The organism is Methylocella sp. CPCC 101449 (assembly GCF_031921685.1).
Taxonomy (GTDB): Bacteria; Pseudomonadota; Alphaproteobacteria; order Rhizobiales; family Beijerinckiaceae; genus Terripilifer.
The window spans coordinates 428,181-441,764 of record NZ_JAPDHU010000001.1 but is presented as its reverse complement, the minus strand read 5'-3'; the positions used below and the strand labels follow the sequence as shown (position 1 = coordinate 441,764).

Annotated in this window: 13 protein-coding genes; 12 read left to right on the top strand and 1 reads right to left on the bottom strand. The window is 60.6% G+C overall.

The genetic code is table 11. The annotated features are described in order from the left end of the window. The first annotated feature begins 29 nt into the window (after positions 1-29). The 10 genes from OIM99_RS02030 to OIM99_RS01985 all read left to right on the top strand — a co-directional run bounded on the left by OIM99_RS02030 (position 30) and on the right by OIM99_RS01985 (position 11,263). The gene (locus OIM99_RS02030) at positions 30-1,202 is read left to right on the top strand and encodes an ABC transporter substrate-binding protein (protein WP_311848643.1); all 1,173 of its coding nucleotides are present in this window, start codon (positions 30-32) and stop codon (positions 1,200-1,202) included. A gap of 68 nt (positions 1,203-1,270) precedes the next feature. Next, complete coding sequence (locus tag OIM99_RS02025; protein ID WP_311848642.1) at positions 1,271-2,137, top strand: branched-chain amino acid ABC transporter permease; 867 nt, start codon at positions 1,271-1,273, stop codon at positions 2,135-2,137. Continuing rightward, positions 2,134-2,982, top strand: a complete 849-nt coding sequence (locus tag OIM99_RS02020; RefSeq protein ID WP_311848641.1) for a branched-chain amino acid ABC transporter permease — start codon at positions 2,134-2,136, stop codon at positions 2,980-2,982. Before OIM99_RS02025 ends, OIM99_RS02020 begins: the two co-directional genes overlap by 4 nt. Beyond that, positions 2,979-3,740: an ABC transporter ATP-binding protein gene (locus tag OIM99_RS02015; RefSeq protein WP_311848640.1), complete on the top strand. Its 762-nt coding sequence runs from the start codon at positions 2,979-2,981 to the stop codon at positions 3,738-3,740. Before OIM99_RS02020 ends, OIM99_RS02015 begins: the two co-directional genes overlap by 4 nt. After that, positions 3,727-4,437, top strand: a complete 711-nt coding sequence (locus OIM99_RS02010) for an ABC transporter ATP-binding protein (protein WP_311848639.1) — start codon at positions 3,727-3,729, stop codon at positions 4,435-4,437. The genes OIM99_RS02015 and OIM99_RS02010 overlap by 14 nt, the downstream gene beginning before the upstream one ends. Before the next feature lie 8 nt (positions 4,438-4,445). Then, complete coding sequence (locus OIM99_RS02005; protein WP_311848638.1) at positions 4,446-5,825, top strand: dihydroorotase family protein; 1,380 nt, start codon at positions 4,446-4,448, stop codon at positions 5,823-5,825. Continuing rightward, entirely contained in the window at positions 5,825-7,084 is a 1,260-nt protein-coding gene (locus OIM99_RS02000) for a Zn-dependent hydrolase (protein ID WP_311848637.1), read from the top strand. Before OIM99_RS02005 ends, OIM99_RS02000 begins: the two co-directional genes overlap by 1 nt. A gap of 49 nt (positions 7,085-7,133) precedes the next feature. Next, positions 7,134-8,222 carry a DUF917 family protein gene (locus tag OIM99_RS01995; RefSeq protein WP_311848636.1) on the top strand — a complete coding sequence of 363 codons (1,089 nt, stop codon included), beginning with the start codon at positions 7,134-7,136 and terminating at the stop codon, positions 8,220-8,222. Between the two features lie 10 nt (positions 8,223-8,232). Beyond that, the gene (locus tag OIM99_RS01990; RefSeq protein ID WP_311848635.1) at positions 8,233-9,885 is read left to right on the top strand and encodes a urocanate hydratase; all 1,653 of its coding nucleotides are present in this window, start codon (positions 8,233-8,235) and stop codon (positions 9,883-9,885) included. 16 nt (positions 9,886-9,901) lie between these two features. After that, complete coding sequence (locus OIM99_RS01985; RefSeq protein WP_311848634.1) at positions 9,902-11,263, top strand: UbiD family decarboxylase; 1,362 nt, start codon at positions 9,902-9,904, stop codon at positions 11,261-11,263. 55 nt (positions 11,264-11,318) lie between these two features. On the opposite strand, the gene OIM99_RS01980 is transcribed toward OIM99_RS01985, so the two are convergent. Further along, positions 11,319-12,236 (bottom strand): LysR family transcriptional regulator, encoded by a 918-nt coding sequence (locus tag OIM99_RS01980; RefSeq protein WP_311848633.1) that lies wholly within the window; start codon positions 12,234-12,236, stop codon positions 11,319-11,321. A gap of 198 nt (positions 12,237-12,434) precedes the next feature. Between OIM99_RS01980 and OIM99_RS01975 the strand changes: the two genes are divergently transcribed. Both OIM99_RS01975 and OIM99_RS01970 read left to right on the top strand, forming a co-directional pair. Further along, positions 12,435-12,749, top strand: coding sequence for a hypothetical protein (locus OIM99_RS01975; RefSeq protein ID WP_311848632.1), 315 nt, complete (start codon positions 12,435-12,437; stop codon positions 12,747-12,749). A gap of 10 nt (positions 12,750-12,759) precedes the next feature. Beyond that, the gene (locus OIM99_RS01970; RefSeq protein ID WP_311848631.1) at positions 12,760-13,575 is read left to right on the top strand and encodes an ABC transporter permease; all 816 of its coding nucleotides are present in this window, start codon (positions 12,760-12,762) and stop codon (positions 13,573-13,575) included. Positions 13,576-13,584: the final 9 nt, after the last annotated feature.

The window sequence follows — 13,584 nt, the reverse complement described above, 5'->3', positions numbered from 1 at the left end:
TGGCTCCGTCCTAGAAGAAGGGTAAGACGATGAAAGCTCATTTTCCGTGTGTTTCCGCCTCCGCTTTGATGGGCGCGGCGGTTCTGGCAATCGGGGCCCTGGCGATTTCGCCAGCGGTCGCTCAAGTCAAAATCGGTTTTCAGGCGCCGTTGACCGGCCCGGCGGCCACCGACGGTGTTTCAGCGAAAGTCGCCTCGGAATTGGCGATCGAGCGTATCAATGCCAAGGGCGGTATCCTCGGCCAGAAGGCCGAACTCGTCACTTACGATGACCAGGCCAAAACCGAAGATGCGGTGTTCACCGCCAACAAGCTCGTTGGCCAGGATGGTGTGAAGTTCGCCGTCTCGGGCAGCTATTCCGCCTCAGGCCGCGCTGCTGCGCCGATCTTCCAGAATGCCAAAGTGCCCTTCATCTCGGCCTATGGCGTGCATCCCGACATCACCCGCACGGGCGATTATGCCTTCCGCACGGTTCACCTGGGTCAGCCGCAGGGCCGCGCCGCCGCCAAGTTCATTGGCGACAACCTCGGCAAGAAGCGTATTTCCGTCATCTCCATGGACAATGACTATGGTCAGGCGACGCTCGAAGGGTTCAAGAGCGCGGTCGACCAGTTCGGCGTAAAGATCCTCGGCGAGTATTCCTATCCGCTGCGCGACCGCCAGTTCGGTTCGATCGTCGCCAGCGTCAAGCGCGATAATCCGGAAGCGGTCTATATCACCGGCTACTTCTTCACTGGCGGTCCGCTAGTGACGCAATTGCGCGCTGCCGGCATTACCGTTCCGATCATCGGTTCGCAGGCTTTTGATGCGCAGAAGCTCATCGAAATCGCCGGCCCCGCCGTGGAAGGCGTCTATATCGTCGGCGGCCTCAATCGGGATCCTTCGAACGAGGAACTCAAGACCTATCTGGCCGATTTCCAGAAGCGCGCCGGCTATCCCGGCGAGAATGTCGGCGCAACGGTCTATTCGGCTATTGTCCTGATGGCCGATGCCATCAACCGCGCTGGTACGCTCGATCCGGCCAAGGTGCGCGACGCTTTGGCGAATACGAAGGATTTCCCGCATCTGGCCGGTAAGCTGGTCAGCTTCAATCCGCTGCGTGAAATCAACATGCCGATGAACGTCAATATCGTGAAGGACGGGCAGTTTCGCCACTTCGCCTGGATCGACGATCTGAAGCTGCTTGCGCCGCCGACCGAATAACGCGACCTGACCTTTAAGGCGCATCGGGATGAAAGTCTCGATGCGCCGCCTCACACCCGGATCACATCGTGTATTACGTCGACCTTCTTTTGAATGGCCTGATCTTCGGCAGCATGTATGCGCTGATGGCCATCGGCCTGACCCTGGTCTACGGCCTCCTGCGAATTCTGCATATTTCGCATGCCGCCGTTTACGCCTTGGGCGCTTTTATCACCGTCATCGTCGCCAATGCGACGGGGAGCATTGCCCTTGGCATGCTGGTTGCCGTCGTCGTCTCGGCCATTTTCGGCATGGGCGTCTATCGCGTGCTCTACCAACCGATGCTGCGCTATCCGCCCTATGTGGCGATGATCGCCTCGATCGGCCTGCTCATCTTCATGGAAGATGCGTTCCGTATCATCTTTGGCGAGCAAGGTTTGACGTTCACACGCAATCCCTATCCGACGCAGATCCACGATCTGTTCGGCGTCACCATCAACACCGTGCAGATCGCCATGATCGTTCTGTCGACGATCTGTCTGGTGGCTTTGGCCTTGTTCACGACGCGGACCCGCATGGGCATTGCCTGGCGCGCCACGGTATCCAATCCGACGATCGCGACCAGCTTCGGCGTCGACGCCATCAAGGTGCGGTATCTGAATTTCATGATCGGCTCGGCTCTTGCCGCTCTGGCCGGCGGGCTGATCGCGCTGCTCAACAATTTCGTCGAGCCGACAATGGGTTTCGTCGTCAGCTACAAGGCGCTGGCCATCATCGTTCTGGGCGGCCTTGGTAGCATGCGCGGCACGTTGATCGCCGCGCTGGCGCTGGGACTGGTCGAATCCTTCGGCACGATCTGGGTCGGTTCCTACCTCGATCGTGATGCTCTGGCCTTCTTGTTCCTTATTATTGTCCTGATGGTGCGTCCGCAGGGCCTGACCGGGGCGCACGCATGACCCTCTATGTCTACAGTCTCCTGTCCATTCTCGGCATCAACATCATGTTGGCGACGAGCCTCAATCTGATCAGCGGTTTCTGCGGTCAGTTCAGTCTCGGGCATGGCGCTTTCTATGGCGCCGGCGCTTATGCGGCGGCGCTGTGCGCGGTCGCCGGCTATCCGGTGCCGGTGGCCCTGCTGGTCGGTGCGCTGGTCGGCGGTGCCCTTGGCTTTATCGTCGGCTTTGCCTCGGTGCGGCTGCGCGAGGATTTCCTCGTGGTTACCACCATCGGTGTCAGCTTCCTGTTCGTCGGCTTCGTCCGCAAACAGAAATGGCTCGGCGCCGAAATGGGGATCAGCAAGATACCGGCCAGCGGCCTCGGCCCGGAGGGCAATGCCCTGATGATCCTTCTGTTTGCCGCTGCCACCATCGCGCTCTGTCTTTATCTCAACCGCAGTTGGCTCGGCTTTGCCTTCCGCGCGGTGGGTGACGATGAACAGGCGGCGCGCACCATCGCCATTCCAGTTTCCACCTACAAACTGCTGGCCTTCACCATCGGCACGGCGATCGCTGGTTTGGCGGGTGGCCTCTACACTTATTTCACCCAGTTCATCGTGCCCGATTCCTTCACTTTCATTCTGTCGGTGACCTTGATGGCCATGGTGGTCATTGGCGGCCTCGGCTCGACCTGGGGTGTGGTGATCGCGGCGATCATTCTGACGCTGTTGCCGGAGGCATTCCGCTTCATCAACGACTACCGTCTGCTCATCTACGGTGGCGTGCTGATGCTCGTCATGCGTTTCGCGCCGGGTGGGCTCGCCGGGATTGCAACATCTCTCACGCGGAGGCTGCGCAAGGCATGACCACGCTCCACGTCGAATCCGTGTCCATCCGCTTTGGCGGCGTTCGGGCGCTGACGGATGTCAACTTCTCCGTCCAGAAGGGTGAGTTCGTCGGCCTGATCGGCCCGAATGGGGCAGGCAAAACGACTCTGCTCAAGATCATCGCCGGCATTCTGACGCCGGATACCGGTCGCGTCGTGCTGGAGGGCGAGGATGTGACGCGCCTGCCCACCGCCAAGCGTGTACGCAAAGGCCTCGCGATCACTCACCAGATCGTGCGCCCGTTTCGCTCCATGACCACGTTGGACAACACAGCGTTGGCCGCCGGTTACAAGATCACGTCCAACCCTCTGACGGCAGCCTTTCATTGGCGACGGGCGCAGCAGTCGGCGCGCGCCGCCGAAATGCTGGCTAAGGTCGGCCTTGCCGGTCTCGAAGATCGTGATGTGAGTGCGTTGCCGCTTGGCAATCTGAAGCGTCTTGAAGTGGCGCGCGCCCTGGCGCTCGATCCGTCCATCATCATCCTCGACGAGCCCCTGGCTGGCCTCAATCACCGCGAAGCGGAAAGGCAGGCCGATACCCTTGCTGCGCTCAACGCGGAAGGGCTGACCATCGTTCTCATCGAACACAATCTGCGCGAACTCGTCCGGGTTTCCAAGCGCCTGCTGGTGCTCGACGGCGGCAAAATGATTGCCGATGGCGAACCGGCACAGGTGATGTCCGATCCGGCCGTTCGCGAAGCTTATGTAGGAAAGGCCGACGATCATGCTGCGGCTTGAAAATCTGAGCTGCGGGTACGGACCCGTCGTTGCGGTCGAGGATGTGAGCTTCGACTTGCCCGCACACTCCTCCCTGGCGCTGCTCGGACCGAACGGTGCGGGCAAGACCTCGACCATCATGGCGATCATGGGCCACACCACGATCCATGGCGGCCGCATTCTGTTTAACGATCAGGACATCACGCGGCTGCCGCCGGTCAAGCGTGTCGATCTCGGCATCGCGCTGGTGCCCGAAGGGCGGCGCTTGTTCACCGATCTGACGGTGGAGGAAAATCTCACCGTCGGTGGTTATCGCCTGTCCGTGCAACGCGACAAGATCAATCGGCAGCGCGTCTACGACCTGTTTCCGCGTCTGTCCGATCGCCGCAAGCAAACCGCCGGCTCCATGTCGGGCGGCGAGCAGCAGATGCTGGCGATGGGCCGCGCTTTAATGACCGAGCCGAAGCTCTTGCTGATCGATGAGCTCTCGCTCGGCTTGATGCCGAAAATGGTCGATTTGTGTTTCGACGCGCTCGCCGCCTTGAAACAGGAGGGCGTGACGATTCTCCTGGTCGAGCAGAACACGGCCCGCGCCCTCGATTTTGCCGAGAATGTCTGCGTGATGACGTCGGGTTCGCTGGCGTTTTCTGGAACTTCCAAACAGGCCAAGGCTGATGAAAACCTCTTCGACGTTTTCATCAGCGCGGCCCATGAGTGAGCAGTGCCATGAGTGATTTCGATCTTGTCGTTACGGGCCGCGTGGTTCTCACCGATCACGTGATTGACCATGGCTATGTGGCGGTTCGCGCCGGCGTTGTCGAGCGGGTAGGATCGGGCGCACCGCCGCAAGCCCGCGAGCGTTTCGATTTCGGCGATGCCTATGTGTTGCCGGGCGCTATCGACTCGCAGGTTCATTCCCGCTCGCAGAAGAACCAGGAAGATTTCATCTGGTCGACGCGTTCGGCAGCGGCCGGCGGTGTCACCACCATCGTCGACATGCCCTACGATGAAGGGTTCCTGGTGTGTTCGGCCGAGAATGTCCGCCGCAAGGCGGCCGAGGCGGGGGCGCAGGCCCGTGTCGACTTTGCCCTTTACGCGACGATCGATCCCGAAGAGGGCGCCAAACGGATCGACGAAATGGTTGCCGCCGGTGCCGCCTCGTTCAAATTCTCGACCTTCGGCACCGATCCGAAGCGGTTTCCGCGCATCCCGCCGCAGACCTTGCACGCCTGTTTCCAGGCCATCGGCCGTCATGGATTGATCGCTGGTGTTCACAACGAGAATGACGAAATGGTGCGCGCCGCCATTCGGGCGGTGGAAGCCTCAGGGATTCGTGACTATCGCGCGCATGCCATGTCGCGGCCGCCGGCGACGGAAACCCTGGCCATGGCAGAAGTCTACGAACTCGCCGCCGATGCAGGCTGCTCCGGCCATATCGTTCATTGTTCGCTCGGGCGCGGTTACGATCTATGCGCCGGCTACCGCGCGCAAGGGTTCGATCACACCATCGAAGCCTGTATTCATTATCTGACGCTGGATGAAGAAAACGATGTGGCGCGGCTCGGTGGCAAGGCGAAGATCAATCCGCCGCTTCGTCCGCGCCGTGAAGTGGAAGCGCTCTGGCGTCATCTCGCCGCCGGCAATGTGACGGTGGTGTCCACCGATCACGTTAGCTGGTCGGAGGACCGCAAGACCAATCCGGACATGTTGAAGAACGCGTCTGGCGTGCCGAGCCTCGAAGTTCTCTATGCGCTGCTGCTCAAGGGGCTGATCGAACGGCGCCTTGATGTCACCTGGGCAGCCCGCTTGTTGGCGGCCAATCCGGCGCGCCTGTTCCGCATCGGCCATCGCAAGGGCGCGCTCGAAGCGGGCCGCGATGCCGACATCACCGTGATGGCCCATCGCCCGGGCCGTTACGATGCAGCAGCGAGCGGTCACAACTTCGTCGGCTGGAGCCCTTATCAAGGCATCGAACTGCCCTATCGCCCGGTGGCGACCTTCCTGCGCGGCAAGGCGATTTTCGACGGCACCCATGTGACGGCGGAACCGGGAAGCGGCGCCTTCATCCATCCGGTTCTGGCGAACCAGGTGGAGGTCGCGGCCTGATGAGCGCGCCCCGGTTGCCGGTCGATCAGGACCGGATGTGGAATGATGTGATGGTGCTCGCCGCCATCACCGATCCGGATCGGCCCTATACGCGCCGCTCTTTCTCGCAGCGCTTCCTGGAAGGGCGCGATTGGTTGCGCCGGCGTTTCGAGGAAGCCGGCTTGAGCGTGCGCCTCGATCAAGCCGCCAATCTGATCGGCCGTGTGGAGGGCACGGAAGCAGGCGCCCCACCGATCATGTTGGGATCGCATTCCGACACGGTGCCCTCGGGCGGACGGTTTGACGGCATTGCCGGCGTCATCGTCGCGCTCGAAATCGTCCGCGCCATGAAGGACGCCGGCTATCGCCCGCGCCATCCCATCGAAGTCATCGATTTCCTCGCCGAGGAACCGAGCGAATACGGCATCTCCTGCGTCGGCAGCCGCGCCATGGCTGGTGCGCTCGACGACAAAATGCTCGCCTATACCAACGCGGCCGGCGAAAAGCTGGCCGACGCCATCCGCCGTGTTGGCGGCGATCCGGAGAGGCTCGTCGAGGCGCGCCGGACCGATATTGCCGGTTTTCTGGAGCTGCATATCGAACAAGGTCTGGTGCTGCAGAACAACAAGATCGACCTCGGGCTGGTGACGGCGATCGTCGGTATTACGCGGATCGAAGTGATCTTCAAGGGTGAAGCCGATCATGCGGGCGCGACGCCGATGGACTATCGGCATGACGCCAGTCTGGCGGCGGCGCAACTCATCCTCTTCGTCAATCGCACCGCCAGGGAACTGGCCGGGCAAGGAAAAGGCTACTTCGTCGCCACCACCGGCATCATCGATATTCATCCCAACGCTTCCAACGTCGTGCCGGGCCAAGCGCGTCTTGTATTCGATATCCGCGCGGAAGATTATGCCCTGGTTGCAAACTTCAAGGCGGCGTTGGAGCGCGAAAGCCGTGCGATTGCGCAGCGTGAGAGGGTCGAATTGGCGCGATATGCCATTCTCTCTGACACTCAGCCGACCGCCTGCGATGCGCATCTGCGCGATCTTCTGGGACGCGGTGCCGAGCGCCATGGCTTCTCGGCGATGACATTAGCCTCGGGCGCCGGACATGACGCGGCTTTTGTCGCGAAAATCGCACCGAGCGCCATGCTGTTCATTCCCTGCCGCGATGGCAAAAGCCACGCGCCGGAAGAATGGACCGAGCCGGAACAGATCGCGGCGGGTGCCGCCGCTATTTTCGAAGCCGTGCGGCTTCTTGACGGACACAACAGCTAATCGCGTTTCTATCGAACGCGATTAGCCGAATATAAGAACGGAGCCGGATATGGGACGCATTCTGACGGCGCGCGATGTGGATTGCGCAGGCAAGGGCGGTGCGGTGTTTGCGGCGGGCGGCGGCGGTTGGGCCGATCATGGCCGCATGCTTGGTACGGCCGCGGTCAACGCCGGCCAGCCGGAACTGGTCTCCATGGACGAAGTGCCCGATGATGCCTGGATTGCCACCGCCGCGGCCATTGGCGCACCCGCCAGCACCACGCAATGGCAGATGCTTGGCGTCGACTATGTCAAGGCTGTGCAGCTTGTGCAGAAGGAGCTGGGCGCGCCGATCCATGGTCTGATCATCGGCCAGAACGGCAAGTCCAGCACGATGAACGCGTGGTTGCCGTCGGCTATTCTCGGCACCAAAGTGATCGATGCGGTCGGCGATATCCGCGCCCATCCGACAGGCGACATGGGATCGATCGGCCTCGCCAATTCGCCAATCCCGATGATCCAGTCGGCCGTCGGCGGTAATCGCAGCAAGAATGCCTATATCGAACTGGTGGTGCGCGGCGCGACGGCGAAGATTTCGCCGATCCTGCGTACGGCTTCGGACATGTCGGGCGGTTTCATCGCCTCGTGCCGCAATCCCGTGCCGGCCTCCTATGTGAAGAAGCATGCGGCGCTCGGCGGCATTTCCATCGCTCTGGCACTGGGCGAAGCTATTTTGCAGGCGGAGCCGAAAGGCGGTGCGGCTGTTATCGATGCCATCTGCCGCGAAACCAAGGGCGAGATCATCGGCCAGGGCAAGGTGATGAAGAAGGCGGTGACCTATACGAATGAAGCCTTCGACATTGGCACCATCACCATCAACGAAGGCGCCAAAGCGATCACCCTGCATGTGATGAACGAATACATGGCGGTAGAGGATGCGCAGGGCACCCGCCTCGCCACTTTCCCAGATGTCATCACCACGCTCGATAAGAACGGTGTGCCAGCCAGCGTCGGCGAGATCAGGGAAGGCGACGAACTGCTGGTGCTGCGCATCGCCAAGAACGTCATTCCGCTGTCCTCGAGTGTCACAGATCCCTCTGTCTATCCGATCGTCGAAAAGGCGCTTGGTCTCAATCTCACCGACTATGCTCTGAGCTGAGGGTTTCCAGATGGCGCAGCGTGTATTTTCCGTAACGTCCGGTGGCAAACTGCGGTGCAAGGGCTGGCGCCAGGAAGCGTTGCTGCGCCTCCTGGAGAATGTGCTCGCCGTCGGCGAGGATCCGAACAATCTGGTCGTCTATGCCGCGCTCGGTCGCGCGGCGCGCGACTGGCCTTCGCATGATAAGATCGTCGAGACATTGAAGACGATTGAAGATGGCGAGACCTTGCTGGTGCAATCGGGCAAGCCGATCGGCGTCATCAAGACCCACGCCAAGGCGCCGGTCATCATCATGGCCAACTGCAACATGGTCGGCCAATGGGCCAAGGCCGAGAATTTCTACGAGTTGGCCAAGAAAAACCTGATCTGCTGGGGCGGCCTCACTGCCGGCGATTGGCAATATATCGGCTCCCAGGGCGTCATTCAGGGCACCTACGAAATCTTCATGCGCATCGCCGCCAAACATTTCGGTGGCGATCTCGCCGGACGGTTCGTGCTGACCGCCGGCATGGGCGGCATGGGCGGCGCGCAACCGCTGGCCGGCAAGATGGCGAAGGCGGCGATCCTCTGCGTCGACGTCGATGAAGCGCGCATCGACAAACGCATGACGATCGGCTTTGTCGACGTCAAGACTAAGTCATTAGATGAAGCGCTCGATATGATCCGCAAGGCCCAGGCCGAGAATAAGCCGCTCTCGGTTGGTTTGTGCGCCAACGCGGCCGACGTCTATCCGGAGATTGCGCGTCGAGGCATCGTGCCCGACGTGGTAACCGATCAGACCGCCGCACACGATCTCGTCTATGGCTATGTGCCGGCTGGCCGGACACTCGACGAGGTGCGCGAGCTGCGCAAGGGCGATCCGAAGATTCTGATGGATGAATCGATCCAATCGATCGTCCGCCATGTCTCCGCGATGCTGGATTTTCAGAAAAAGGGCGCGGTTGTCTTCGACAATGGCAATCTGATCCGGACCCACGCCAAGAATGGCGGCGTCGAAAATGCCTTCGATATCCCGATCTTCACCGAAGCATTCCTGCGTCCGCTGTTTGCGCGGGCCATTGGCCCATTCCGCTGGGTGGCGCTGTCGAACGATCCTGACGACATCCGAAAGATCGACGATCTGGTACTGGAAAAGTTCGGCGACAATCAGATCGTCTCGAACTGGATCAAGTTGGCGCGCCAGCACGTGCCGTTCGAAGGCCTGCCGGCCCGCATTGCCTGGCTCGGCCATGGCGAGCGTACCGAACTGGGGCTTGCCGTCAACCAGATGGTGCGGGAGGGCAAGCTGGCGGGACCCATCGCCTTCACCCGCGATCATCTTGATGCGGGTGCCATGGCTCATCCTAATATCATGACGGAAAACATGCGTGATGGCTCCGACGCGATCGCCGACTGGCCGTTGCTCAACGCCATGGTGCATTGCGCTTCCCAAGCCGATCTGGTGGCCATTCATTCCGGTGGCGGCGGCTATTCCGGCTATATGACCAGCGCGGGCGTCACTTTGGTGGCGGATGGATCTGAGGCCGCCGACGAACGACTGTCGCTGTCCCTGACCAACGACACGACCACGGGCGTGATGCGCTATGCCGACGCCGGCTATGAAGAGGCCTTGGACGAAGCACGCCAGAAGAACATCCGGCACTTCCAGCTGCCGCCGCAATAAACACAGGCAAGGACCGATGACCGATCAAAGCATGCGCGGCTTTATGGGCGTTCTCGAACAGACGGACGAACTGCATCGCGTGAAGCGGCCCGTCGATCCGCGTTTCGAGCTTGGCGCGGTGCTGGCGCTAAAAGATCGTGGCCCTGGCCTGCTGTTTGAAAAGGTCAAAGGTCATTCCATGCCCGTCGTCGGCAATCTGCTGTCGACGCGCGCCCGCTTTGCTGACGCACTCGGTGTCGAGCCAAGCGCACTGGACGCGATCTTGCAGAAAGCGCTCGCCCATCCGATCGCGCCGGTCATGGTCGGCGAGGGGCCAGTTCAAGAGATCGTGCATCAGGAGAAGATCGATCTCGCGCGACTGCTGCCGGTGCCGACCTGGTTCGAGCGTGAGGCGGCGCCCTATGTCACCGCTGGAGTTATCATCGCCAAGGACCCGGAAACCGGTCGCCGCAATGTCTCGATCGCCCGTCTGCGCCTCGATGGCGGGGCTAAGATCATGGCCGGCATCGCCAAGAACCATCATCTCTATATTCTCGCCGACAAGGCGAAAGCGCTTGGCCGCAAGCTCGAAATCGCTGTCGCCATCGGCAATCACACGGCCGTTCTGCTGGGATCGCAGCTCTATCTTGGTCTCGGTGACGACGAATACGAACCGATCGGCGGCCTGCTCGGCGAAGCGCTGCAGCTTGTCCGCTGCAAGACGGCCGATTTGGAAGTGCCGGCCCACGCCGAAATCGTGCTTGAAGGTGAGCTTGATCCGAACGATTTGATCGACGAAGGCCCCGTCTCCGAATTTCACGGATTCTATGTCAACTATGGACCAGGCATCGGCGGTACTATCCGCTGTGTCACCCACCGGCGCGACGCGATTTATCAGGCCATTCTGCCCGGCTATGCCAGCGAACATTGCCTTCTCGGCGGGGTCGCCATTGGCGCAACTCTCTGTCAGGCTTTGCAGCGCATGATTCCCGCCGTGCGCCGCGTTGTCATCACCGAAGGCGGCATGGGCCGCCTGCACGCGGTGATTTCCATGCATCAGGCGCGTTTGGGCGAGGGCGCTCGTGCGGTCATGCTCGCCATGGGCCAAGTCAATCTTCTGAAGCTGGTGATCGTCGTCGAGGACGATGTCGATCCGGAAAATGCGCGCGAGGTCGAATGGTCGCTTGCCGCGCGTTTTCGCGGCGGCGAAGATCTGATCGTCGTTCCGCATGTCAAGGCAGACCGCTGCGATCCGGTGCATGAGAATCTCACCGTGACGAAGATCGGCATGGTGGCTACGACACGTCCGGGAGATGGGAACACCGATAGCCGTTCTGAATGGGCGCGCGCGCCTCTCTCGCTTCTGGACGAGGTGCGTAAAAATCTCGCCGATTATTAGGCGCTTCCCGCTTGACGGCAGCGGCTAGAGGCCCCGCGAAGATAGGCGCTGGTGTTTAGCTGAAGCCGTTCTCAAGTTCCTCGGCGGAAAACTCCCGCGCAAGTTGCGCTAGGCAGCGCTCCAGCCGCACCGGGAAGGCATCGGGCCGCCGCACGAAATGGATGCCGACGGTCTGTTTCGGCAGGATTGGAATGGCGACCATCAGGCCATGTTCCAATTCGTGCTGAGCTACGATACGCGGCACAATCGCAAATCCCGTTCCCGATAGCACCATATACTTCAAGGACTCGATGTCATCGCAATCGGCGATGATTTCAGGATGTAAATCGTTGGCCGCGAAGATCGCCAAGAGAGCTTCCCCGTAACCAACACGAGGCTCATTGATGATGAGAGGGCTGTTGTTCAAATCCCGTAGATCGATGCCGTCCTGCCGCATGGCAAAAGGATGGTCCTTCGGAACCAGGGCGATGATGTCGCTTTGCGCGACACGGCGCCAGGCCAGTTTGTAGGCTGAGCCTTTGACTTCGCCTTCAAATAGAAAGGCAACGTCGAGACGTTGCTGATGAAGGAGGCGCTGAATACGTCGGCTTGTCGCGGTGACGATCTCAAATCGGATTTTTGTATTGCCTTGCGAAAGCGCGTGGGAAATGCGCGGGATTGTCGATTGCGCGAGCCCCGAGTTCAAGCCGATGCGGATTCTCAGGCCCGGCTTTCCGCGAAGCTCGCCTGCCAAGTCTCCGAGCGAGGCGATGCCCAGCACAATCGCTTCCGCGGCTTCGAGAAAGGTCAAGCCGTTGATGCTGGGTTCGACACCACGAGCATTACGGTAAAAGAGCGTGAAGCCGATCTCTTCTTCAAGCTGGCGAACTTGATCGCTCAACGATGGCTGAGACACGTGAAGTTTCTCGGCGGCGCGGCTGAAGCTGCGCTCTTTCCAGACCGCATGGGCGTAACGGAGCTGCCGATCGTTCATATATACCTCTTCTGAACGGCGTTCAGCCGCGGGACACGGTCTATAGGATGAGCCTATCGGGCTATTTTAAAATAGTCCTAGATTCAATTTCGAGACGCAACTAGCCTGATTTCACGGGCAAATATTCAGCCACCGATCCTCAGTCGGGTGGGTGGCTGGCGTCGAGTGGACCAACCGGTCGCGCAGGAGCGCATGCAGATGTCTGTGCACGAGCTGAACCGCGCCATTCATCACGTCTATATAGATCGTGATCGCACGATGGCCTTTCGCGCCGGCGATTACGCCATGCTCGATACGTTCGATCTGACCGCCGAAGAGCATGCTGCGTTGACGCACAAAGACTTTCCTAAGCTATGGGCGTTGCACGTTCATCCCGTGCTGCTTTTCCATCTCTCCGCCGTCCTCAACCCGCGCGAATGGTACCTGCAGGAGGTCGTGCCCAAAATTCAGGGCGTGCCAAATCACTGGTACGACTACTATTCGTCCACCGGGGCTGGCACCAATTCTGCATAGAGGAGCCCCTATGGTGGCGATTGAGCAACGACAAGCTGCTGTTGCCAGGCGCAGACCACGCATCGGCCCGCGTCTCAGCCAGGTTCACATCGGCTTTTGGCGGCTGCTGGTCGGCATTCTATTGATCGCGATCTGGACAGCGGTCGCGCAACTGGTCGGGCAGAACTTTATTCCAACGCCGTCGCAGACGGCGGTGGCTGCGGTGCAGCTCTTTTCCGATGGAACCGTGCCCGCGGCCGCGCTCAGCAGTCTTTATGTTTTTGCGGTCGGCTACCTTCTGGCGATCGTCTTCGCCGTGCCGCTTGGCTTGCTGATGGGTGGCTTTCGCGTCTTCGGCGCTGCTTTGGAGCCCTATGTCGACGCGTTGAGCGCCATGCCCCGGGTCTCCTTCATCCCACTGATCATCATCTTCCTTGGGCTCGGTTACGAAGCCAAAATCTGCGTCGTATTTCTCGGCGCGATCATGCCCATTTTGATCAATACTTATGCAGGCGTGCTGAACAGTGATGGCGATCTGATCGAAATGGCGCGCTCGGCCGGTGCGACAGACGCCCAAATCTTTCGCAAGATCATGCTGCCGGGCGCGATGCCTTACATCATTGCCGGCATGCGCGTGGGCGCGGCACTTGCGCTGATCAACACGGTGGTGGCGGAGCTTTACACGGCGGTCCAGGGGCTCGGCGGTTTGCTGTCGATCTACGGCAATACGTTTCGTATGGCGCCTTATTTCGTCGTTGTCTTCGTGCTCGCGGTGATCGGTGTCGTCACGATGCAATCACTAAAATTCTTTGAACGGCGCGTCATGCGCGGGCGGTCGCGCGACTGACCAAGAAGC